The organism is Natronobacterium texcoconense, from assembly GCF_900104065.1.
Taxonomy (GTDB): domain Archaea; phylum Halobacteriota; class Halobacteria; order Halobacteriales; family Natrialbaceae; genus Natronobacterium; species Natronobacterium texcoconense.
The window spans coordinates 205,327-228,279 of record NZ_FNLC01000004.1 but is presented as its reverse complement, the minus strand read 5'-3'; the positions used below and the strand labels follow the sequence as shown (position 1 = coordinate 228,279).

The following is a 22,953-nucleotide window of genomic DNA, read 5'->3' as shown; positions in this document are numbered from 1 at the left end:
TCGAAGTATCGCAATGCGATTCTCGAACCAATCGAGGAATCACTGGAAGCGAGTTTCCGCGATGTGTGCGACGAGTACGGCTACGAGATACTAGCACTCCACATTTCTCCCGACCACGTACACCTGTTTCTGTCAGCCCATCCGAAGCACTCACCGAGCGAAATCGTGCGGACGGTTAAGAGCATCACGGCACGGGAGATGTGGGAACAGCACGAACCGTTCTTGGAGGAATACCTGTGGGGTGGCGGATTTTGGAAGGAATCGTACTACGTCGGAACGGCAGGCGATGTCTCGACCGAAACGGTTGAGCAGTATATCGAGCGGACGGAACATGTTTAGTGGGGCTTACGGCCTTCACCCTCGGGGTCAAGCCCCGAGGCACTCGGCCTGCTCCGCCTGTAGAATATCGCCACCCGCGAGTTCGTTCAGGACGTCGAATCCAGCGGATTCCACGTCAGCCCCCTCATCCGTCGTTCGTGCGATATAGCGTGCCTGTTCGTCAGTTGCCGACGCAACGCCGGTGACGAGCAACGTTGCCCCTGCTGCGCAGATACCCTTGAGTGCTGACCGCCTGTCAAGTTCCATTGCGTGACAGTCGCCATCATACTACGTATTCAATATTGCGACAGTCAACACGTTCAATACGATATTTGTGACCAGTATTGAGCGATCAAGCCCCGGTTGTCCTGGTCGATAAACGCGAGAACCAGTCAGTCCTGAACCGTCGGTTCGTCAGCGTGTGCTTTCGTGCCGGAGACGTCCCTCTCCTCGAGCGCGGTCGCCGTCGCAAGCCTGAGCGCGTGGGGCCAGCCAAGCGGCGTCGCACTGTCGGCCGTGCCGTCGTCGAACAACTGTTCCGGCAGGTACTCGCCGGCACGACGGAGCGTCCCGCCGGGTTCGACGAGCGCGAGGAGGTCGTGTGCGCGGTCGTCGAACGTCGCTGCATCGTCGTGGTCGCGGGCGGCAAGTAGTCCGCTCAGTTCGGCGGCGGCGTTGGCTCCCCAGGCGGTCGTCACCGTCCAGACTTTCGGTTCGTTCTGGTCGCGAACGCGCCAGGGGTCGTCCTCGAAGCGCGCCAGTCCCTCGATCGGACCGTCGGGGTCGCGATAGAGGCCGTCGATCGTGTTCTCGAGATGGGAGATGAGCTGTTCGATGCGGTCGTCGTCGACCTCGGCGATGGCGTCGTACTCGAGGTGAGCGCCCGCGAGCGCGAACGTGCTGCCGTCCAGTCGGTCGTCGAGTTCGCCGTCGTCGAGTCGGAGCGCGTAACACTCTCGCTCGGGGACCCACAACTGGTCCAGCCCCTCGTAGACCTCGCGGGCACGGTCGGCCGCTCGCTCGCGATACTCGTCGGCAACTGGAGCGCGTGCGATCGCGGCGTACGCCTCGAGGTAGGTCGCGGCCGTGTGGGTGAAGCGCCCGGTCATGTTCTCCCAGGCGTTCTGGACGCGCTCGGGGAGACCGTCCTCGGCGAGCGTGTCGTCGAGTCCCTCGAGGGCGGCGAGAAGCGCCGCTCTGACCACGTCATCCTCGTCATCGACGACTCGCAAGTAGGTCGCGAGATAGGTCGCGACGCTTGCAGTCTGATCGGCCTGGTAGTCGACGTCTTCGCTCCCTTCCTCGAGTCGGCCGTGAGCCCAGCCGGGGGCGATTTCGCCGTTGTGGGGCCAGACTCGGTGGGGCCAGGTGCCGTCCTCGAGTTGCGTTTCGGCGTAGAAGTGTGCGCTCCGGCGGTGCCAGTCCTCGAGACCGAGATCGGCACGCCGGTCGGCAGCGAGCAGGAACGTCGCAATTTCGGCGTCGTCACGGAACCACGTGTAGCCGTAGCCGCCGGAGTATCGGAAGAACGGGTCGAACTCGGGGCCGGCGATCCGGGAGCCGTTCGGCCCCCGTAGCAGGCCGAGCGTTCGCAGGTCGGCGCTGGCACCGTTTCGCGAGGATTCTTCGAGGGTTTCGCCGTTCAGCCCGTCGAAGAAGCCGCGAGCCTGGGAACGACCGACTTCGAGAACGGCGTCGCCGACGGCGTGGTCAGCGGCGCCGGCACGAATCTGCTCGAGCGCCTCGGTTCGGGCCTCGCTCGCCTCGGTGAGAAGCGTCGCGATCGTCGTGCTGGGCTGTGCTCCAGTCAGCGAGGCCTCGACCGTCGCGATCGGACTGAGAGAAGTCTCTTCGTATCGGCCGTCGGCGTCTGGCCGTGGCAGTTCGACGGGGTCGGCGTCGAGCAGTTCCGCGAAGTTCGGCGGAATCTGGCCCGCGACTTCGACGTCGGTCGAGGCGGCGACGTAGTCGCGTTCCCGTTCGTGGTAGATCTCGACGACGTCGTCGTGCTGGAGCTGGCCCGTTCGGCCGACTCGACCCTCTGGTGCGAACCCGAGGCAGGCGTGGATCGACGGCGAGTCGGGGAGGTCGTCGCCCTCGAGTCGGAAGTGTGTGAGATGGAGTCGGCCGACGGTGACGTCGTACCGGACGACCGTAACCGGGCCGACGGAGTGGACGGTCTCGACGACTGCCGTGTCCTCGACGTAGCGCTGGTCACCGTCCTCGAACCAGTGGACGTCGTCCTCGAGTTCGAGGCCGAACCGGGACTGCTCGATACCGACCAGTCCCGAGAGCGGGTAGGAGTAGTCCCGGACCGACCCGTCGGGGGCGACGTGAACGAGTCGCTCGTCGAGGCCCGAGAACAGACCTGTCGTCGACCGCCGCTCCCCAGGAAACAGATGAGGATCACCCTGCGACCGTTTGACGTCGTTCAGGGCACTGTGAAGTTTCATCGTATCGTCCGGTATGCTCCCCACTGTCTAAAATTTGTTGTAAAATGTATTCCTACTTTTGCAACGATCGTTCGCTGGGTTCTCGTCGCTGACCGCGAATCTTTTTCATCCATCGCCGCAATTCGTGAAGTACTGACTACTCATGGACACTGACGGTCTCGCTGGGCTGCTCGAGCGGTTCGGTCTCTCGGAGAAAGAAATCGACACGTATCTCGCGATTCTAGATCACGGGGAGTCGAAAGCGAGCACGATCGCCGACGCCGCCGACGTCTCCAAACGCTACGTCTACAGCATCAGCGAGGAACTCGAGGAACGGGGCTTCGTCGAGGTCGACGACCACGCGGTGCCGACGGTCGTTCGACCGGTCGATCCGGAGACCGTCGTCGAACGGCTCACACACAGCGTCGAGGAGATGGAGCCGGAACTGCAGTCGCGGTACACGACGACCGAACGAACCGGCGAGCAGTTCGAGGTGATCAAGTCCCGCCAGACGGTTCTCAAACGAATCGAAGAGTTACTCGCGAGGGCAGGAGACGAGGTGACGCTGTCACTGCCCGCGTCGGTCCTGCCACAAGTCCGGTCTACACTCGAGGAGACCGCCAACCGTGACGTCCTCGTCCTGTTGCTCGTCGGGACGGCCGACGGGGACCAGATCGACGCGGCGTCGGTCGCGGGGACGGCGAGTACGGTCCGGACGTGGGACGCGCTCGTGCCCACGATGTTGACGGTCGACCGCCAGCACGGACTGCTGGCACCCAGCCAGATTCTCACGAGTTCGACCAGCGACACGCGAGCGATCGCTCTCTCACAGGAACAGCTCGTCCCCGTCCTCACCGGTTCGTTCCTGGCGAACTACTGGCCGACTGCCGAAGAACAGTACGTCGCACCGCCGGCCGACCTCCCGGGAACGTACGAGGGATTCCGGAACGCCGTCTTCCAGATCGCCCTCCACCAGGCGGCCGACACTCGACTCGAGGCGACCGTCGAGGGGACACCAGTCGGCGAGCGCGACCTCCCGTCGACGCTCTCGGGAGAGATCGTCGACGTCCGCCAGAGCCTGGTTCGACCGGCCACGTCGACGGTTCCGATCGAGAACGCCTTCGAGATCGACGTCGACGGCGACCGGTACAGCGTCGGCGGCACTGGTGCCTTCCTCGAGGATTTCGAGGCCGAGTCGGTGACGATCCGGCCGCTCGAGGAGTAGGCTTTATTCTGTGAGTAAACTTCATGGATCGAGGGGGAGAACGTCGAGCGTAATGACTCGACGGATCACTGGCAGCAATCGTACGTATCCACGCACTCTCGAATGGAGGTACCGAGTACGATGACCGACGTTCGAGCAGTTCGCGACCGCATTGCCGAGGGCGGCGTCGTCGCCGTCCTCCGTGGCGTCGACGAGGACGACATTGTCCCCGTCGCTCGAGCGATCCACGAGGGTGGCGTCGCCGCGATCGAGATCACGGCCGACGGAAAATACGCCAGAGAGAAGATGGCCGCCGTCACGCGGGAACTGGCCGACACCGACGCGGTCGTCGGTGCTGGCACCGTCCTCGACGCTGCGACCGCACAGTCGATGATCGATGCAGGCGCGGAGTTCGTCGTCTCGCCACACCTCGAGGTCGACGTCGTCCGAACCTGTAACCGACACGACGTACTCGCCGCGCCGGGGATCATGACGCCGACCGAGGCAGTGACCGCGATGGAGGCCGGCGCCGACCTGCTCAAACTGTTCCCGGCGTCGACGGTCGGACCCGGACACATCGGCGCGATCAAGGGGCCACTCGGGGACGTCGACGTGATTCCGACCGGCGGGATTTCGGCGGGCAACGCCGGCGAGTACCTCGAGGCGGGCGCGCTCGCCGTCGGTGCGGGCGGTGCGATCGTCGACGACGAGGCGATCGCCGACGGCGACATGGATCGGGTTCGGGAGAGTGCAGCGACGTTCGTCGAGGCCGTCGACGACGCACGAGAATAGGTGTTCGTTCGACGCGTATCGGCCTCTCGTTTTCGCCGTTAGTTCGAAATTCGGTAGCCGTGACGACGGTTTCCAGCCAGTTTCAGTATTTACTACGAATACGGTAAATCCTTTATTCGTGGGGTGCGTTGTCCCGGCTATGAAAGCGATCGCTGTCGAACCAGGGGCCGGCGAACCGACGCTCGTCGAGCGGCCACGGCCAGAACCGGAGCCCGGCGAGGCCCTGGTTCGAACGCTACGAGTGGGCGTCGACGGAACCGACCACGAAGTTATCGCGGGACACCACGGGGAAGTGCCCGCCGGTGAAGACCGACTCGTACTCGGACACGAAGCCGTCGGCGTCGTCGAGGACTCCAACGGGACGGCCCTCGAGGAAGGAGCAGTCGTCGTCCCGACCGTCCGACGGTCGCCGACAGCGGTCGGCACGAACGACTACTTCGAGCGCGGCGAGCCCGACATGGCGCCCGACGGCGAGTACGTCGAACGCGGAATCGTCGGCGAACACGGGTTCATGGCGGAATACTTCACCAGTCCGGCGGAGTACCTCGTGGAGATTCCCGAGGAGTTGGCGTCACTGGGCTTTCTCGTCGAACCGATCAGTATCTCCGAGAAGGCGTTCGAACACGCCTTCGCCTCCCGGTCGGCGTTCGACTGGGAGCCAGAATCGGCGTTGGTGCTCGGCAACGGCTCGCTCGGACTGCTCACGCTGGCGATGCTCGAGGACGTCCTCGAGTTCGACCGGACCTACTGTCTCGGTCGCCGCGACCGGCCGGATCCGACGATCGACGCCGTCGAGAAACTGGGTGCGACCTACATCGACTCCCGTGAGACGCCGGTCCCCGAGATTCCCGACGCGTACGAGGCGGTCGACTTCGTCTACGAGGCCACGGGGTACGCCAGACACGCCGTCGAAACCGTCGACGCGCTCGCCCCGAACGGCGTCGGTGCCCTGCTCGGCGTTCCGGAACCCTGGGAGTTCGAGGTCGACGGGGGTCGACTCCACCGCGAGATGGTCCTGCACAACAAGGCGCTGGTCGGCACCGTCAACTCCCATCGCGGCCACTTCGAGTCCGCCGTCGACACCCTCACACAGCTTCCCGACTGGTTCACCGACGACCTCGTGACCGGCGTCTACGGCATAGAAGAGTACCAGAAGGCCTTCGAGACCGGCGACGACGTCGTGAAGACGGCCGTCGAGTTCGCCTCGCTGTAGTCCGTCCTCGCCCTCGAGCGGGACGTGATGGAAACTATTACTTGCTTTCGAGTTATGATTTTTCCTATGGGAGTCGATTACACGGATCTTCACGACCCGAACGCGGAGTATACGATGCGGGACCTCTCCGCGGAGACGATGAACGTCACACGCGAGCGTGGCGGCGGACGGGACGTCGAGATCACGGACGTCCAGACGACGATGGTCGACGGCAACTTCCCCTGGACGCTCGTCCGGATCTACACCGACGCCGGCATCGTCGGCACGGGTGAGGCGTACTGGGGGGCCGGAGCACCCGAACTCATCGAGCGAATGGCACCCTTCCTCGAGGGCGAGAACCCACTCGACATCGATCGCCTGACCGAACACCTCGTCCAGAAGATGTCCGGCGAGGGCTCGATCGGCGGCGTTACCGTGACAGCGATTTCGGGGATCGAGGTCGCACTGCACGACCTGGCGGGCAAGATCCTCGAGGTACCCGCATACCAGCTTCTCGGCGGGAAATACCGCGACGAGGTACGCGTCTACTGTGACTGTCACACCGAGGAGGAAGCCGACCCGATCGCCTGTGCCGACGAAGCAGAACGCGTCGTCGAGGAACTCGGCTACGACGCCCTCAAATTCGACCTCGACGTTCCCTCCGGCCACGAGAAGGATCGCGCGAACCGCCACCTTCGGGGGCCCGAGATCGAACACAAAGCGAGCATCGTCGAGGCGATCACCGAACGCGTCGGCTCCCGCGCCGACGTCGCCTTCGACTGTCACTGGACGTTCTCCGGTGGCTCCGCGAAGCGACTCGCGAAGCGCCTCGAGGAGTACGACGTCTGGTGGCTCGAGGACCCCGTGCCGCCGGAGAACCACGACGTCCAGCGCGAGGTTACCCAGTCGACGACGACGCCGATCACCGTCGGCGAGAACGTCTACCGCAAACACGGGCAGCGCCGACTGCTCGAGGAGCAGGCGGTCGACATCATCGCGCCCGATATGCCAAAAGTCGGCGGCATGCGCGAGACCCGAAAGATTGCGGATCTAGCGGACATGTACTACGTTCCCGTTGCAATGCACAACGTCGCCTCGCCGGTCGCGACGATGGGCAGTGCCCACGTCGGTGCGGCGATTCCGAACTCGCTGGCCGTCGAGTACCACTCCTACGAACTCGGCTGGTGGGAGGACCTCGTCGAGGAGGACGTCATCGAGGACGGCTACATCGAGATCCCCGAAGCGCCCGGTCTGGGCGTCACGCTGGATCTCGACGTCGTCGAGGAACACATGGTCGAAGGCGAGGAACTCTTCGACGAAGCGTAGCTTCGTCGAGCCAGCAAATCTTCGATTTGCGCTGTTTGACGAGGCTTACGCCTCGTCAGGCTCGCTGAGGTCTGCTCAGCGTTGTTCGACGAGGCGTAAACTGCCGATTCGAGCGGCCTACGACTGATTCTATCTCTCAATTCCCTCTCGAGGCGTCGTCGAACGAAAACGTCGTCCGCTCGGTATCACTCCGAAAGCGACTGCTCGGGTGGCTGTGCCTCGATGATCTCGAGCGGCTGTCGTTCCCCAGCCCGATCGAACGCGCCGAAGGAGTCCTCGGCGTCGGACCAGGGTGGGACGGCGACGAAGATCACCTCGGCGAGGTCGTCGCGCTTCGTCACCTCGAGTTCGCGAACGGGGTGGGAGACGAACTGCCCCTGGGCCTGGCGAGCGGGCGTCGAGAGGTCGACGCCGAAGACGGCGTTGACGGCGTTGCCAGGGTCGGGGAGGAAGAAGTCCGTAAAGACCGGGGTCTCCGGCGGGATCGCGTCGGCGTCGCGGCCCTCGAGTTCGCGTGCAGGAGTGATCGAGACGCCCGTCGTCAGGCGATCCGGATCGGCGTCGCTGGCGAGATCGAGCAAGACGTCGACGAGTGCACGCGTGATGTAGACCACGGTCGTAGTAGGCGCTGACGGTAGTTAGATGTATCCCCCTACACTGTCATCCTCGGGGGAGTTCAGATGGGGAGCAGCGACCGGACGGTCTTGGCGTAGAGGAACGGTGCACGCCGTCGTGAGCCGTCGAGGGCGTCCGCGAGCGTGGCGGTCGCCCCCTCGAGAATCCCGTCTCCGTGACCGACGAGCACGCGATCTGGGGATAGTCCGCCGAGCGCGCTTCGAGGCGGACGGAGTCGCTGCATCGGGTGGACGCCGAGCTGTTCGCTGCCGGTCAGGAAGTACGCCGACGTTCCGAGCGACTCGGGGACCACCAGCGTCCGTCGGTCGCGGTCGTACAGCACGGCTTCCTGCCAGAACCGGCTGTCGACGAGCGGGTACGAGACGATACCGGTATCCGCGAGTTCGTCCTCGAACCGGACGATCGGCGTGTCCGCCTCGAGTTTCTCGGCGACGCCCTCGAAGAACGACGGCAGGTAGACCGGAACGTCGTGTCGGGCCGCGATGGTCGCGGCGTCGCGCGTGTGGCGGTCGAGGAGAACGACGACACCGGCGACCTCGCCGAACTCGGCGAGCAGATCGTCGAGTCCTTCGGCGTCGACGGGGTCGATCACCCAGACCTCGTCGTCGACTGCGAGGGCGTGGCTCGCACGTTGCATCCGTTCGTCGGGGTGGGCGATCCAGCCGACACCGCCGTCGAAGCGGTCAATCTCGCGGAAGTCTGTCGCTCGTTCGTCGATTCGGAAGGTCATGGGTCTGTATACGCGCCTGGGGACTATAAACGCGGGAGAACCGGTCGGTCTCTCGGCGACGGTTCTTTGACCTCGCTCCGAGAAGGGAGGCACATGCTCTCCCGGCTGGCCTGGCTCGGACTCGAGGTCAAGTACCTCGAACCGGCACGGACGTTCTACGAGGACACACTGAGGATGACCGCTCGAGACGAAGACGAGAACGAGTGTGTCCTCGCTGCGGGCGACACCGATCTCGTACTTCGGCGACCGACCAGCGTTCCTCGCGGTGGCCTCCACACCCACTTCGCGTTCTCAATTCCCGCAGGCGAATACGACGACTGGTGGGGCCGACTCGAGGACGAGTACGATCTGGACGAAGCCCAGTTCGGCCCCGCGAAGTCGCTGTATCTGTACGATCCCGACGGCAACTGCGTCGAACTCGGCCAGCAGGACGTCGAGGGGCCGGGAATCGACGGGATCTTCGAGGTCGTCCTCGAGGTCGAGGATCTCGAGCGCGCCGAATCGTTCTACACCGAACTCGGGTTCGAGACGGTCGACACCAGCGGAGATCGGACTCGCGTCCGGATGAACGGGCCGATGGCGCTCGAACTGTGGGAACCACACCTCGGGATCGCCGACGCCCGCGGCGGCGTCCACGTCGACCTCGGGTTCGAGACCAGCGAGCCGACGGCCGCGCTCGAGGCCGTTTCCGACCGCGTCACACAGGTCAATCAGGTGGAAGACGAGCGGGTCGTCGTCCGAGATCCGGACGGTCACGTACTGACGTTCGCGACGAATCCGTAGCCACGTGCGGACATTTTCGGCGAATCCGTAGCGTTGAGGTCCGAGACCTCCATCGAATCCATCCGCTCAGGTGCAGGCCCCCGATTTATCGACAGAACCACTGTCGGCCCACACGGATCACCCATGACCATCGACTCCACTGAAGACCTCTTCGCATCCGGACTGAAACACGCCTACTACACCGAACAGCAACTCCTCGAGGCGCTCGAGGAACTCGAGGAGACCTCCTCGAGTGACGAACTCAAGGCAGGATTCGCGGAACACCGCGAGGAGACCGAGGTGCACATCGATCGCATCGAGCAGGTGTTCGACGAACTCGACGCCGACGCCGAACCCGAGGAGGATCCGATCGTCGAGGGGATGATCGAGGCGCACGAGGAGTTCATGAGCAAGGACCCGAGCGACGAGGCCATCGATCGGTTCAACATCGCCGCCGGGCAAAAGAGCGAGCACTACGAGATCGCGACCTACGGGAACCTCATCCCGATGGCCGACCAGATGGGGATGGACGAGATGGCGGACCTGCTCGAGAAGACCCTCCGTGAGGAACAGGACGAACTCGACAGCCTCTCCGAGATGGGTGAATCGTTCGATTACGGCGAACTGACAGTCTCGGAGTGAGAGAGCGAAGCAGCTGGATTCCGTCGTCCTGTCCTCTTTTCGCTGTCCGGCAATCAGAACGCGGACCCCCGTCCCTGACGGCCTAGAGTCGATCCGTATCTACGTCTACGCCAGGGGGCGTTACGATGAGAAATCCCCGGAAGTGAACCAGGTTCCCGCCGGCTTCCTTGACGTCGCGGGCGAAACCAGCCGCCAGTTCGTTGACGTCGCCTTCGACGTTGAGCACGAGCACGTTTCCGTTCGAGATCGTCTCGAGCCACTCGTCGGCCGGCGTCGTTCCGTCGAGAATGCCGAGAACGATGCTGCCCTCGAGGTCGAGTTCGTCGTCGATGTGTTCCTCGACCGTCCGCAGATCGAGGTCGAAGTCGCTCATGTGGGCTCCCTCGAAGCGCGACGAGAAAAACGTTCCTCTCCACTGAGAACGCAAACGCCCCCCTAGTCCGTCGGGAACTCCTTCTGGAATCCGCGGAACTCCGTCCGATGGGCTTCCTCGTCGACCAGCAACGTCACCGCCACGTCCTCCGTGACGGGATCGTTCGCGTCGTCCGCGGCCGCCGCCAGTGACCGATACGTCTCGATCGCGTCCTCTTCGGCCTCGAGGACGCCCTCGATGACCGACCGGACGTCGGTCGTGTCCTCGGGAGGCTGGAGATTCGCTTGCTGTGCCTCGAATGCCTCCGAGCCAGGTGGCGACTCGTCGAGTTGCTTGAGTCGCTGGCCGAGCATGCGAGCGTGCTCGAGTTCCTCCTGGATGTCCTCCTCGAGGCTCTCCTTTACCTCCTCGGCGTGGATGCCATCGAGGACGATGGCGTTTGTCATGTAGTTCATCACGGTCTCGAGTTCGTCGAGGTACGCCTCGGTCAGCAGGTCGGTGATTTCGTCGGTCGTCATTGCGGGCGGGGCTACCACGAACGGGGATAAAGTACTCACACGCACTCGGAGTGTCGTCCGTCCGTCGAACCAGTGTCGTAACCGTCGTGAGTGTCGAATTGCTGTGATTCGTCCACCATCAGCCGATCAACATCGTTCCGCCCCACGCGATCAGGACGGCAAAGCCGATCGCGGCAGCCATCTGTCGGGCCATCATCGTCAGTGCCCACTTCGGCGACACCTCTCGAGCGACCGTAAACGCCGTCACCAGACAGGGTAGCAAGACACCGGCCAGATAGACGGCGACGAGCACCTGTAGCGGGGAAAGAGCCGTCGCGCCACCGCCGTCTGCGGTCAGCAGGGCGATTCCGTCCTTCCGGATCGACGCGAGGACGACCGTCAACGCGACGTCGGCGGGCAGGTTGAACAGCCCCATCACCGGCCCGAGGATCGATCCCAGCGAATCGATGACGCCGAGTCGATCGAGTATCGCCGCGACGAACGTGATGAGCGCGAAGATCGGTAACGCCTTCACGAAGAATTCGCGTAATGCGCTCCAGGCCTCGCGAGCGACGGCTTTCGGATCCGGCCACTGGAGAAACGTTCGCCGGTCGATTATCATCGACGACTGGCGCGCTTCCGGTGGCGCGATCACGGCGACGTAGAGCAGCGTCGTCACGGCGAGTACGAACAGGTACGGTCCAACGAGCCAGCTCATCCCGACGGCGGCGAAGACGGCGAGAGTAGCCGGGAACTGGTAGGAACAGGCCGACCCGAACGAAATCGCGGAGATCGTCGTACATCGGGTGCAGTCCGAACACGACCGGGTGTTCACCACCGCCGGAACGTTACAGCCAAAACCCATGACGACGCGGACGAGGTCTCTTCCGGAGAGTCCGAACCGTCGCATCGTCGGGTGCAGGGAGACTGTCATCCGTGTAATCAACCCGGTGTTCTTGTAGACGCCGAGGACGACCGCGAAGACGAGCATCGTCGGGCCCGCCCAGACGAACAGGAACGGCCCCATCGAGAGGAAACCGTACTCGCTCGCCAGGACGGTCGCGAACGGCTCCGGCAGTGTTGCCGCCCGCGCGACCACGGGATCGAACGCCGCGGCGACGAACGGATCGAGTTCGCCGGCGAGCGTGTTTGCGAACCAGACTGCGATCATCGCGGGGACGAGCAACAGGAGGGCGCTCACCAGCGGGCCGAGATAGGGCCACTCGAGGATCGTCCTCGGTGGCTCGATCCGCGTTCCGACGCGTCGTCTAGCCTGTCCCGGAAACGGACCCGGCTGCTCGAGGGCGTTCGTAATCTGCGCGTAGGCATCTCGCCCTCCGGACGGGGTGCCGTCGCTCACCGTGCCGCCGTCGGTCATCGGTCGGGCCACGTCGCGGGCGTCGACCGGCACGATCGGCACGCCGAGGTCGGCGCTCAGCATCTCGAGTGCGCGACCGGTCTCGTCGGTGTCCTCGACCTTGTCCCAGAACGTGACGACGACGATCCCGAGGTGGTCTTCGACCAGCGGAAGCAGGTCCTCGAGGTCCTCGTCGACGTCCGTCGCCGGAACGACGAGCATCACGGTCTCATCGTCGGCTACCTGTGCCAGCGCGTCGCGGGTGGCTTCGGTGTCCTGGTCCAGGACGAGCCCCGGTGTGTCCACGAACTCGTAGGACGACGTCACGTACCGTTCGCTACGAACGGTCGTCCCGCGGAAGTTCCCGCTCGTCGGCCGGTCGCCGGTCAGCGAGGAGACGAGTTCGGACTTGCCGACGCTCTCCTTGCCGACGACGACCACTGTCTCTCGATCGGTGCCTCCCGTTGCAGTCTGGTTAGGTTCGGTCTGTCTCGTCATTCACGCTCTCCTAACAGTCACACATATCCGGTTCGCAACACGACAGGTCCTCGAGGTACATGTTCTGCTCCCGGTAGACCTCGAGCGGATCGGTTTCGACGCCCAGACGATTCCCGATCGTTTCGGCGATAACGGGGAACCTGGCCCTGAACTTGTAGATGAAGCAGAACTTGACTCCCTCGTGTGTTACCTCCGGACCGGCGAGGAACAGGCCCGGCATCGTCGGCGATTCGTCCCGATCGGTCAACTGGATCGTCCCCTCTTCGCGAGGGAAGTGATCGTCGGCCGGGCCCAGATTCGGTTCGAAGCCGGTCGCGAGAATCGGTTTCGTCGGGACGGTGTAGGTCGGTGATTCGCCCGTTTCGAGTTCGTATCCGTCGGCGGCACGCGCACGGATCTCGAACTGACTGTCATCGCCGCGACTGACCTCCTCGACGACGGCACCACCCTCGACGAGCAGGCGATCCGTATCGGCGACTGACTCGAGGCGCTCGAGGGTGTACGGTGACAGGACCTCGCTCGGATCGGGACCGCGTGTCGCCCACGGCTCGCCGCGGTCGAGAACGCGCACCCGACAGCCGGCCTCGACGAGCGCGACGGCAGCGTCGATGCCGCTTTCGTAGCCCCCGACGATCAGGAACTCGTCCTCGTCGCTCGCCGACGCGTGGTCGGTCCACGACCGGACGTCGCTCGTGTGGAGACACGAGTCTGCTCCCGGGAAGACGTCCGTCCGCGGGGAACCGAACTGTCCGGTTGCCCAGACGACGTACTCGCTATGGATCGAGCCCTCGCTCGTCTCGAGGACGAAGCCGCTGTCGTCGTCGGACTCCTCGCGTGCAGTGCCGCCGTCGACGGCCGGTTCCGCCGTCGATTCAGCGGCCGAGGTCGCAGTCGTCTCGTTCCGACGTCGGATCCCGGTCACGTCGACGCCCGTCTCGACCGGCAACTCGTGGAACTCGGCGACCGCCTCGAGGTAGTCGGCGTACTCGTCACCACTCGGGTGTTCTCGCTCGAGCGTGACTGCGGGTGAGGTGTTCGGCGTGACCGCGTTCAGATCAGTCAGACCGAAGCTGTTGCTCGGGAACGATGGCGTGATGAACCGCATCTCGTCGGGCCACCGGCGAAACGACGCCCCGAGCTCGTCTCGCTCGAGGATTACCGTCTCGAGGTCGAGCATCGACAAGGCCAGACCGGTCCCGATACCGGCCGCACCCGCACCGACGACTGCGACGTCGACGTGTTTCGGTAGCGTCATCGGGCGTTCGTCGTAGTCGAGTCGGTTGCGTCTCGTCTCTCGTCACTCCGCTCGGTTCTGGGACGGTGATGGGCGGGCCGTGGGATTCGATACGTCCCGGTCCCACCGGTCACGGTCAGTGTGAGCCGACAGAGGAACCAGTACGAGCCGCCGCCGACGGCCACTGTGATCAGTGTGGCAACCGCCAGTTGGCGACTGATCGGACCGCCACCTGCCAGTCCAGCCGATCCGCCGACGAAGAGGGCGATAAGCGTCACTGTCGCTACAAGCCACGGGTTGGCGGCGAGATCGTACATTATCGAGTCGTCCGTTATCGTTACCCTGTTCACGATATTACTAACACAATGCACCTTATTAATAAATGCTGCTAAGGAACTGGGATAGGATATTATAATGGTCACAGGCCAAACGGACGATCGACGGGAAGACAGCGACCGAAAGGCAACCCGTCCGAAGCCGGTGTACTCGCTCTCGAGACGGGACACACTCTTTTCGCTCCCACACGAACCCACTCGTATGCGCGACCTCGACGAGACGGACCTCGAGATTCTCGAACTCCTCACCGAAGACGCTCGCCGACCGTACAGCGAGATCGCCGACCACGTCGGCCTGACGCCGCCCGCCGTTTCGGACCGCATCTCTCGGCTCGAGGAGCAGGGAGTTATCCAGGGATTCACGATCGACGTCGACCGCGAGAAGTTACGGGGCGAGACGGCCGCACTGGTCGAACTCGAGCCGACGCCGGCCGCCGTCGACGACGTCTACAGAGCGGCGGCGGACCTCGAAGGTGTCGAGGGCATTTACGAGGGGATGGACGGCCGGATACTGGTGCAGGCGACGCTTGCGGGCAACGACGTTCGGTCGTGGCTCGAGACGGAACTCGACCTCGCGGATCTCGAGGGGTACGACGTCACGCTGCTGTCGCGATCCGACCGCGTGGTCGGCGTTTCGGCGGACGGCTTCGCACTCGAGTGTGTGGTCTGTGGGAAGGAGGTCACCGGCGACGGGGTGACCGCGACGGTCGGCGGCAAGGTCAAGACGTTCTGCTGTACGTCCTGTGAAGACCGGTACGTCAGCCGGTACGAATCCCATCAGGATGCACTCGAGTGACGGTTCGATGGACGACTGATCACGAGAGGCGTCTTTTCTGGACGAACACACAGATTACCGACCGATACTGTCGTCGTGGTGCCCATCCGTCAACTCGAGGGCGCGCGCCAGCGCGATCGTCCGCTCGAGACCCCCAATTACTCGGTGGTAAACCCCGTTTACCGCTGACAGCCGCCAACCGGACTCATATGATACCATCACGTATTATCTGTATAAGGTCGTTGGTGTCGTGCGGTTTTCCTCTTCGATTGCGACACCATACCATGACAACGTATCGATCGATTCCGCTTTCAGCACCAGATTTATATACGTCCTCCCGCCTGGGATTCGACTACAATGTCTGCACAAGACGATCCGTCCTCTGACACCAGTCAGGGGGGTCGAGTTCTTCCAGGGCACGTTAGATTCCACTGACGAAATAGAGTCAGCACGTGTCTTCGACACCACCCTCCGGGATGGTGAACAGTCGCCCGGCACTTCGTTCTCGTACGACGACAAACGGCAGATCGCCGCGATCTTGGACGAGATGGGGACCCACGTCATCGAAGCAGGGTTCCCCGTCAACTCCGACGCGGAGTTCGAGGCCGTTCGTGACATCGCTTCCTCGACGTCGACGACCACCTGCGGGTTGGCCCGCGTCGTCGACAAGGACATCGACGCGGCGCTCGATTCGGGCGTCGAGATGGTACACACCTTCGTATCCACCAGTGACGTCCAGATCGAGGATTCGATGCACGCCACGCGAGACGAAGTCCGGGAGCGCGCAGTCGAATCAGTCGAACGCGTCGTCGAGACGGGAACGACCTGCATGTTCTCGCCGATGGACGCGACGCGAACCGACGAGGAGTTCCTCATCGACGTGATCGAAGCGGTCACGGAGGCGGGTGTCGACTGGATCAACATCCCCGACACCTGTGGCGTCGCCACCCCCGGCCGGTTCCGGGCCCTGATCGAGAAGGTCACGGCCCACACCGACGCGCGGATCGACGTCCACACCCACGACGACTTCGGGCTGGCCACTGCCAACGCACTGGCCGGCATCGAGGCCGGCGCGGACCAGGCACAGGTCTCGGTCAACTCCATCGGGGAGCGGGCCGGCAACGCCGCCTACGAGGAGTACGTGATGGCAGTCGAGTCGCTCTACCAGACCGATACGGGGATCGACACGACCCGCATCACCGAGCTCTCGGAGGTCGTCGAGGAGAAAAGCGGGATGGACACGCCGGGCAACAAGCCCGTCGTCGGCGACAACGCCTTCTCCCACGAGAGCGGCATCCACGCCGCCGGCGTCATCGAAAACTCCGACACCTTCGAACCCGGCGTGATGACCCCTGAGATGGTCGGTGCACAGCGCCGACTCGTCATGGGGAAACACACCGGGACCCACTCGGTCCGTGAACGCCTGCAGGAGTGTGGGTTCGACCCCACCGACGAGCAGGTACGCGCGGTCACCCGCCGCGTCAAAGACTACGGAGCCGAGAAACAGCGCGTCACGGTCAGCGACTTAGAGCGCTTCGCAGAAGAGGCTGACGTCGACCGTCAGCAGGAGCAAGAGGAGGTGCGAGTCTAAGGAATGTCACCTCCGTTAGCCACCGGCCGCGAGCAGCGGCTGTCGCGAACGCGCCCGTCGATCGGCCGCGAACGTTGCCCCCCTCGCAACAGTTATGTCCCTCGAGGTGCGTATCCGTTCAGTAATGACGTCGCGCGCTTCCCTGTCGGCTCGCAGTCGGGACGACAGCAGCGCGTTCGCCGCGATCCGTATTGTAGGGGCGTACTAGCCCCTTACCTCTTACTCCGCACTGACCCCGGTTTCGCATCGTTTTCAGAGCGACCAGCAATCCAGCAGATGACACAAACAGCAACGAACGCGGATCGCCGCGAGAACGCGGGAGATACTCGATGAGCGAACGCGCAGCGAAAGTCACGCCACCGGAAGAACAGTACGACGAACAGGACGAACCCGCCGAGGAGGTGGGAGACGGAGCGTCCGAACCCACCCCAGTAACCACGGGTGCCGAAGCCGTCGTCCGCGCGCTCGAGAACGCGGGCGTCGAGTACGCCTTCGGCGTCCAGGGCGGAGCGATCATGCCCGTCTACGACGCGCTGTACGACTCGGACATCCGCCACGTGACGATGGCACACGAACAGGGTGCGTCCCACGCGGCCGACGCCTACGGCATCGTCTCGGGCGAACCCGGCGTCTGTCTGGCCACGTCCGGTCCGGGCGCGACGAACCTCGTGACCGGGCTCGCGGACGCGGACATGGATTCGGATCCGATGATCGCACTGACCGGCCAGGTGCCGACGGCGTTCGTCGGGAACGACGCGTTCCAGGAGACCGACACCACTGGCGTCACGACGCCGGTCACGAAGGAGAACACGTTCGCGGCCGACCCCGAGCGGGTCGGCGACGACGTCGGTCAGGCGTTCGCGCTCGCGAACGAGGGTCGACCCGGCCCGACGCTGGTCGACCTGCCGAAAGACGTCACGAACGCCGAGACCGAGAGCGAACCCGGCGAACCCGAGACGCCCGACACCTACGAGTACCAGGAACGGGCGGATCCGGAGATCGTCGAGGCTGCGGCCGAGCGAATCGAGAACGCCAGCCGTCCCGCCATGCTGCTGGGCGGCGGCGTCATCAAGGCCGAGGCCAGCGAGACCTGCCGAGAGTTCGCGATGGAACACGAGATCCCGGTCGTCACGACGATGCCCGGCCTCGGATCGTTCCCCGAAGATCACGAACTCTCGATGGAGATGGCGGGGATGCACGGCACCGGCTACGCGAACCTGGCCATCTCGAACTGCGATACGCTGATCGCAGTCGGTACCCGGTTCGACGACCGACTCACGGGCGGGATCGAAACCTTCGCGCCCGACGCGGAGGTCGTCCACGTCGACATCGACCCCGCCGAAATCTCGAAGAACATCCACGCGGACTACCCGCTGATCGGCGACGCCGACACCGTCGTCTCCCAGTTGGCCGAGGCCGTCGACGCCTCGCCCGAGGCGACGAAGTGGCGCGCCCAGTGCCAGCAGTGGAAGTCCGACTATTCGATGGCCTACGACGCGCCCGAGGACGAACCCGTCCAGCCGGAGTTCGTCGTCGAAGCACTCGACGAGGCCACGAGCGACCGCGCAATCGTCACCACCGGCGTCGGCCAACATCAGATGTGGGCCTGCCAGTACTGGACCTTCACCGAGCCCCGGACGTGGGTCTCGAGTCACGGACTCGGGACGATGGGGTACGGTCTGCCGGCGGCGATCGGCGCGCGACTCGCGGCCGACGACGACCAGGAAGTGGTCTGTGTCGACGGCGACGGCTCGTTCCTGATGACGATGCAGGGGCTGTCCGTGGCCGTCCGCGAGAACCTCGATATCACGGTCGCCGTGCTCAACAACGAGTACATCGGCATGGTCCGGCAGTGGCAGGACGCCTTCTTCGAAGGCCGACACGCCGCCTCGGAGTACAACTGGATGCCGGAGTTCGACAAACTCGCCGAAGCGTTCGGCGCGCAAGGCTTCCGGATCGACGAGTACGACGAGGTCGCCGACACCATCGAGGCCGCACTCGAGTACGACGGCCCCTCGGTGATCGACGTCCACATCGATCCCCAGGCGAACGTCTACCCGATGGTGCCAAGCGGCGGCGACAACGCCCGATTCGCACTGACGGAGGATCAGCTATGACCGGCGGACTCGACGGCCCGGCACCCGACGAGCGAGAGATGCCGAGCGGCCGACGGAACGAACAGGGCATCCGCGTCGACCCCGAAATCGAGGCGACCCACGAGCCCCGACGGACCGTCATCTCGGCGCTGGTCGAACACGAACCCGGCGTGCTCGCCGAAGTCTCGGGGCTGTTCTCGAGACGGCAGTTCAACATCGAGAGCCTGACGGTCGGCCCCACGGAGGACGAAGACCGCGCCCGGATCACCCTCGTCGTCGAGGAACCCGACCCCGGGATCGACCAGGTCAAGAAACAGCTGCGGAAGCTGATCCCGGTCGTCTCGGTGCGAGAACTCGATCCCGACGCAATGTCCCGCGAACTCGCACTGATCAAGGTCGACGCCCACGACCCCGCTGCGGTCAACGCCGTCGCCGACATGTACGACGCGAAGACTGTCGACTCGAGTCCGGAGACGGCGACGTTCGAGGTCACGGGCGCGCGCCAGAAGATCGAGGCCGCGATCGAGACCTTCGAACAGTTCGGCATCCGGGAGATCGACCGGACCGGGACGACGGCGCTGGCCCGCGGAACCGACGAGACCGCTGGCCCGACGCCCGCAGAGGCACGCGTATCGACCGCTGACGAGGCGAACCACCACACCTACACCAACGCAGACGATGACTGACGAATTCACCACCGACATCTACTACGACGACGACGCAGACGTATCGACGCTCGACGACGAGACCGTGGCCGTGCTCGGCTACGGGAGCCAGGGCCACGCCCACGCGCTGAACCTGAACGAAAGCGGCGTGGACGTGGTCGTCGGCCTGCGCGAGAACTCCTCGTCTCGCTCGGCTGCCGAAGCCGACGGTCTCGAGGTGGCGACGCCCGCAGACGCCGTCGCGCAGGCGACGTACGTCTCCGTGCTCGTCCCCGACACCGTCCAGGCCGCGGTCTACGAGAACGCGATCGAACCCAACCTCGAGGCGGGTGACACGCTGCAGTTCGCCCACGGGCTGAACATCCACTACGACCAGATCGAACCGCCCGAGGACGTCGACGTGACGATGGTCGCACCGAAGAGTCCGGGTCACCTCGTGCGGCGCAACTACGAGAACGACGAGGGGACGCCCGGTCTGCTGGCAGTCTACCGGGACACGACCGGCGACGCTCACGAACGCGCGCTCGCGTACGCGAAGGGGATCGGTTGCACTCGGGCGGGCGTCATCGAGACGACGTTCCAGGAGGAAGTCGAGTCCGACCTCTTCGGCGAGCAGGCAGTGCTCTGTGGCGGCGTCACCGCGCTGGTCAAGCACGGCTACGAGACGCTCGTCGATGCTGGCTACTCGCCCGAAATCGCCTACTTCGAGTGCCTGAACGAGCTCAAACTCATCGTCGATCTGATGTACGAAGGCGGAAACATGGAGATGTGGAATTCCGTCTCGGATACGGCCGAGTACGGCGGTCTCACTCGCGGTGAGCGTATCGTCGACGAGAGCGTTCGCGAGAACATGGAAGAAGTCCTCGAGGAGGTCCAGAACGGCGAGTTTACGCGCGAGTGGATCCTCGAGAATCAGGCCGGACGCCCGAGCTACGGGCAGCTCCGGGAAGCCGAGAAGAATCACGAGATCGAGGAGGTCGGGGAGCGACTCCGCGACCTGTTCGCGTGGGCCGAGGAAGCGGAACCGGAAGACGCCGAGGTGCCGGCGGACGACTAACGCACCACCAGAATACACCAACGCAAACCAATGAGCGAAAACGAGACCAATACAGACGCGATGGGCGAAGTCAGTCACACCAACCCCTACACCGGCCGGACGGTCGGACAGCTGTTCAGCCGCGGGCCGACGCCCGTGACCGACGGGGGAGAAACGACTGACGCCGAAAGGAACGGACGATCGAACGGGAACGAAACGATGGAGGACGTCGAGCATACGCCGCCACACGACGCCGACGACGCGAACGACGTCTTCGAACGCGGTCGTGAACACGAGGAAGTTGTAGAGGAATGAGCGAGGGAACCCTATACGACAAGGTGTGGGACCGCCACAAGGTGACGACGCTGCCGACCGGACAGGACCAGCTGTTCATCGGACTCCACCTCATCCACGAGGTGACCAGCCCGCAGGCGTTCGGCATGCTCAGAGAGCGTGATCTCGAGGTCGCCTACCCCGAACTCACTCACGCGACGGTCGACCACATCGTCCCGACGGCCGATCAGTCCCGACCCTACGAGGAAGACGCCGCCGAGGAGATGATGGCCGAACTCGAGGAGAACGTCCGCGAGGCGGGCATCGAGTTCTCGGACCCAGATAGCGGCGATCAGGGCATCGTCCACGTCATCGGCCCGGAGCAGGGGCTGACCCAGCCTGGCAAGACGATCGTCTGTGGCGACAGTCACACCTCGACTCACGGCGCGTTCGGCGCGCTCGCGTTCGGGATCGGCACGAGCCAGATTCGGGACGTGCTCGCGACGGGCACCGTCGCCATGGAGAAACAGAAGGTCCGGAAGATCCAGGTCGACGGCGAACTCGGCGAGGGCGTCGAGGCGAAAGACGTTATCCTCGAGATCATCCGCCGCCTCGGTACCGAGGGTGGCGTCGGCTACGTCTACGAGTACGCCGGCGAAGCGATCGAAAACCTCGGAATGGAGGGCCGGATGTCGATCTGTAACATGTCTATCGAGGGTGGTGCCCGCGCGGGCTACGTCAACCCCGACGAGACCACCTACGAGTGGCTCGAGGAGACCGATTACTTCCAGGAGAATCCCGAGAAGTTCGAGGAACTGAAACCGTACTGGGAGTCGATCGCGAGCGACGACGATGCCGAGTACGACGATGTCGTGACGATCGACGCGAACGAACTCGAGCCCGCCGTTACCTGGGGTACGACGCCCGGACAGGGGATCGGTATCACGGACCCGATTCCGGCACCCGAAGACTTGCCCGCGGACAAGCAGGACACTGCGCGACGCGCACAGGAACACATGGGTGTCGAGCCCGGTGAGACGATGGACGGCTACGAGATCGACGTCGCCTTCCTCGGCTCCTGTACGAACGCCCGACTGCCCGACCTGCGGCGTGCGGCCCGGATCGTCGAGGATCGCGAAGTCCACGAGGACGTCCGCGCGATGGTCGTCCCCGGCAGCCAGCGCGTCCAGGAGACAGCCGAACAGGAAGGGCTCAAGGACACCTTCGAGGAAGCCGGCTTCGAGTGGCGAAACGCCGGCTGTTCGATGTGTCTCGGCATGAACGAGGACCAGCTCGAGGGCGACGAGGCCTGTGCCTCCTCCTCGAACCGGAACTTCATCGGCCGGCAGGGATCGAAGGACGGCCGTACCGTCCTGATGAACCCGCGGATGGTCGCTGCGGCGGCGATCGAAGGTGAAGTGACCGACGTTCGCGAACTGCCGGAAGCGGAGGTGACCACCGTATGAGTGCCGATAGCGAGGTCGAGATTCCCGAAGTCGACTCCGTCTCCGGTTCGGGCATCCCGATCCGGGGTAACGATATCGACACCGACCAGATCATCCCGGCGCGCTTTATGAAGGTCGTCACGTTCGACGGCCTGGGCGAGTTCGCCTTTTTCGACCTGCGGTTCGACGAGAACGACGATCCCAAGGAGCATCCGTTCAACGAGGACCGGTTCCAGGACTCGTCGGTGATGGTCGTCAACAGCAACTTCGGCTGTGGCTCCTCCCGCGAACACGCGCCCCAGGCGCTGATGCGCTGGGGGATCGACGCGATCATCGGCGAAAGCTTCGCCGAGATCTTCGCGGGGAACTGCCTCGCGCTCGGCATCCCGACCGTGACGGCCGACAGTGAGACGATCGAGGAACTGCAGGATTGGGTCGACGAGAACCCGAACGAAGAACTCGAGATCGATGTCGAAGCCGAGACGGTCACGTACGGTGATCGGACCATCGACGTCACCGTCGACGACGCCCAGCGCAAGGCACTCGTCGAGGGCGTCTGGGATACGACGGCGCTGATGAAGTCCAACGCCGGCGAAGTCCGCAGCAAGGCCGAGGAACTGCCGTACGTCGAGGACGCGGCGATCCCCGAAGCCGAGTAGTCCGTTCCGACCGACGTCGAATTCGTTTTCGTTCGGTTCGATATTCGACCCGTTATCTCTGCTGTCCCGTTCGATAGCTACGTTT

General features: G+C 64.2%; 24 protein-coding genes. 15 read left to right on the top strand and 9 right to left on the bottom strand.

What is annotated here, in order from left to right; translation table 11 throughout:
* Nucleotides 1-339: IS200/IS605 family transposase (gene tnpA, locus BLR35_RS17210; RefSeq protein WP_090384733.1), on the top strand; the 339-nt coding region annotated here is incomplete at its 5' end.
* Between the two features lie 27 nt (nt 340-366).
* On the opposite strand, the gene BLR35_RS17205 is transcribed toward tnpA, so the two are convergent.
* Both BLR35_RS17205 and BLR35_RS17200 read right to left on the bottom strand, forming a co-directional pair.
* On the bottom strand, nt 367-585 hold the full coding sequence (locus tag BLR35_RS17205) for a twin-arginine translocation signal domain-containing protein (RefSeq protein WP_139169322.1): 219 nt from the start codon (nt 583-585) through the stop codon (nt 367-369).
* A gap of 125 nt (nt 586-710) precedes the next feature.
* Nucleotides 711-2,771: a DUF7997 domain-containing protein gene (locus tag BLR35_RS17200; protein WP_090384731.1), complete on the bottom strand. Its 2,061-nt coding sequence runs from the start codon at nt 2,769-2,771 to the stop codon at nt 711-713.
* 142 nt (nt 2,772-2,913) lie between these two features.
* Here BLR35_RS17200 and BLR35_RS17195 point away from each other — a divergent pair, with 142 nt between their 5' ends.
* From BLR35_RS17195 to BLR35_RS17180, 4 genes are all read left to right on the top strand, one after another.
* Complete coding sequence (locus BLR35_RS17195) at nt 2,914-3,975, top strand: TrmB family transcriptional regulator (protein WP_090384728.1); 1,062 nt, start codon at nt 2,914-2,916, stop codon at nt 3,973-3,975.
* Nucleotides 3,976-4,095: 120 nt separating this feature from the next.
* Nucleotides 4,096-4,746 carry a bifunctional 4-hydroxy-2-oxoglutarate aldolase/2-dehydro-3-deoxy-phosphogluconate aldolase gene (locus BLR35_RS17190; protein WP_090384771.1) on the top strand — a complete coding sequence of 217 codons (651 nt, stop codon included), beginning with the start codon at nt 4,096-4,098 and terminating at the stop codon, nt 4,744-4,746.
* 139 nt (nt 4,747-4,885) lie between these two features.
* The gene (locus BLR35_RS17185) at nt 4,886-5,959 is read left to right on the top strand and encodes a glucose 1-dehydrogenase (RefSeq protein ID WP_090384725.1); all 1,074 of its coding nucleotides are present in this window, start codon (nt 4,886-4,888) and stop codon (nt 5,957-5,959) included.
* 66 nt (nt 5,960-6,025) lie between these two features.
* Nucleotides 6,026-7,264, top strand: coding sequence for a mandelate racemase/muconate lactonizing enzyme family protein (locus tag BLR35_RS17180; protein ID WP_090384722.1), 1,239 nt, complete (start codon nt 6,026-6,028; stop codon nt 7,262-7,264).
* A 185-nt stretch (nt 7,265-7,449) separates the two neighbouring features.
* Here BLR35_RS17180 and BLR35_RS17175 read toward each other — a convergent pair whose 3' ends face one another.
* Together BLR35_RS17175 and BLR35_RS17170 are read right to left on the bottom strand one after the other, a co-directional pair.
* Nucleotides 7,450-7,878, bottom strand: coding sequence for a JAB/MPN domain protein-containing protein (locus tag BLR35_RS17175; RefSeq protein ID WP_090384719.1), 429 nt, complete (start codon nt 7,876-7,878; stop codon nt 7,450-7,452).
* Nucleotides 7,879-7,940: 62 nt separating this feature from the next.
* Nucleotides 7,941-8,630 (bottom strand): hypothetical protein, encoded by a 690-nt coding sequence (locus BLR35_RS17170; RefSeq protein WP_090384716.1) that lies wholly within the window; start codon nt 8,628-8,630, stop codon nt 7,941-7,943.
* A 93-nt stretch (nt 8,631-8,723) separates the two neighbouring features.
* Here BLR35_RS17170 and BLR35_RS17165 point away from each other — a divergent pair, with 93 nt between their 5' ends.
* Entirely contained in the window at nt 8,724-9,413 is a 690-nt protein-coding gene (locus tag BLR35_RS17165) for a VOC family protein (RefSeq protein ID WP_090384713.1), read from the top strand.
* A 123-nt stretch (nt 9,414-9,536) separates the two neighbouring features.
* Entirely contained in the window at nt 9,537-10,034 is a 498-nt protein-coding gene (locus tag BLR35_RS17160; RefSeq protein ID WP_090384710.1) for a YciE/YciF ferroxidase family protein, read from the top strand.
* A gap of 82 nt (nt 10,035-10,116) precedes the next feature.
* Here the strand turns inward: BLR35_RS17160 and BLR35_RS17155 are convergent, their stop codons facing one another.
* The 5 genes from BLR35_RS17155 to BLR35_RS17135 all read right to left on the bottom strand — a co-directional run bounded on the left by BLR35_RS17155 (nt 10,117) and on the right by BLR35_RS17135 (nt 14,310).
* The gene (locus BLR35_RS17155) at nt 10,117-10,407 is read right to left on the bottom strand and encodes a DUF5779 family protein (protein WP_090384708.1); all 291 of its coding nucleotides are present in this window, start codon (nt 10,405-10,407) and stop codon (nt 10,117-10,119) included.
* Between the two features lie 62 nt (nt 10,408-10,469).
* Nucleotides 10,470-10,925 (bottom strand): ferritin-like domain-containing protein, encoded by a 456-nt coding sequence (locus BLR35_RS17150; RefSeq protein ID WP_090384705.1) that lies wholly within the window; start codon nt 10,923-10,925, stop codon nt 10,470-10,472.
* Nucleotides 10,926-11,043: 118 nt separating this feature from the next.
* Nucleotides 11,044-12,759, bottom strand: coding sequence for a nucleoside recognition domain-containing protein (locus tag BLR35_RS17145; protein WP_090384703.1), 1,716 nt, complete (start codon nt 12,757-12,759; stop codon nt 11,044-11,046).
* A gap of 10 nt (nt 12,760-12,769) precedes the next feature.
* On the bottom strand, nt 12,770-14,014 hold the full coding sequence (locus tag BLR35_RS17140) for an NAD(P)/FAD-dependent oxidoreductase (RefSeq protein ID WP_090384700.1): 1,245 nt from the start codon (nt 14,012-14,014) through the stop codon (nt 12,770-12,772).
* Nucleotides 14,011-14,310, bottom strand: a complete 300-nt coding sequence (locus BLR35_RS17135) for a hypothetical protein (protein ID WP_090384697.1) — start codon at nt 14,308-14,310, stop codon at nt 14,011-14,013. Before BLR35_RS17135 ends, BLR35_RS17140 begins: the two co-directional genes overlap by 4 nt.
* 220 nt (nt 14,311-14,530) lie before the next feature.
* On the opposite strand from BLR35_RS17135, the gene BLR35_RS17130 reads away from it, so the two are divergent.
* From BLR35_RS17130 to leuD, 8 genes are all read left to right on the top strand, one after another.
* Complete coding sequence (locus BLR35_RS17130; protein WP_090384694.1) at nt 14,531-15,124, top strand: winged helix-turn-helix transcriptional regulator; 594 nt, start codon at nt 14,531-14,533, stop codon at nt 15,122-15,124.
* A 325-nt stretch (nt 15,125-15,449) separates the two neighbouring features.
* Entirely contained in the window at nt 15,450-16,694 is a 1,245-nt protein-coding gene (locus BLR35_RS17125; RefSeq protein WP_449289335.1) for a LeuA family protein, read from the top strand.
* A 329-nt stretch (nt 16,695-17,023) separates the two neighbouring features.
* A complete protein-coding gene (ilvB, locus tag BLR35_RS17120) occupies nt 17,024-18,811 on the top strand; it encodes a biosynthetic-type acetolactate synthase large subunit (protein ID WP_090384691.1) in 1,788 nt (595 codons plus the stop codon).
* On the top strand, nt 18,808-19,476 hold the full coding sequence (gene ilvN / locus BLR35_RS17115; protein ID WP_090384688.1) for an acetolactate synthase small subunit: 669 nt from the start codon (nt 18,808-18,810) through the stop codon (nt 19,474-19,476). Before ilvB ends, ilvN begins: the two co-directional genes overlap by 4 nt.
* Nucleotides 19,469-20,512: a ketol-acid reductoisomerase gene (gene ilvC / locus BLR35_RS17110; RefSeq protein ID WP_090384686.1), complete on the top strand. Its 1,044-nt coding sequence runs from the start codon at nt 19,469-19,471 to the stop codon at nt 20,510-20,512. The genes ilvN and ilvC overlap by 8 nt, the downstream gene beginning before the upstream one ends.
* A gap of 30 nt (nt 20,513-20,542) precedes the next feature.
* Nucleotides 20,543-20,806 carry a DUF7989 family protein gene (locus BLR35_RS17105; protein ID WP_090384684.1) on the top strand — a complete coding sequence of 88 codons (264 nt, stop codon included), beginning with the start codon at nt 20,543-20,545 and terminating at the stop codon, nt 20,804-20,806.
* Complete coding sequence (gene leuC, locus BLR35_RS17100; protein ID WP_090384681.1) at nt 20,803-22,230, top strand: 3-isopropylmalate dehydratase large subunit; 1,428 nt, start codon at nt 20,803-20,805, stop codon at nt 22,228-22,230. Before BLR35_RS17105 ends, leuC begins: the two co-directional genes overlap by 4 nt.
* Entirely contained in the window at nt 22,227-22,868 is a 642-nt protein-coding gene (leuD, locus tag BLR35_RS17095; RefSeq protein WP_090384678.1) for a 3-isopropylmalate dehydratase small subunit, read from the top strand. The genes leuC and leuD overlap by 4 nt, the downstream gene beginning before the upstream one ends.
* Nucleotides 22,869-22,953 lie beyond the last annotated feature (85 nt).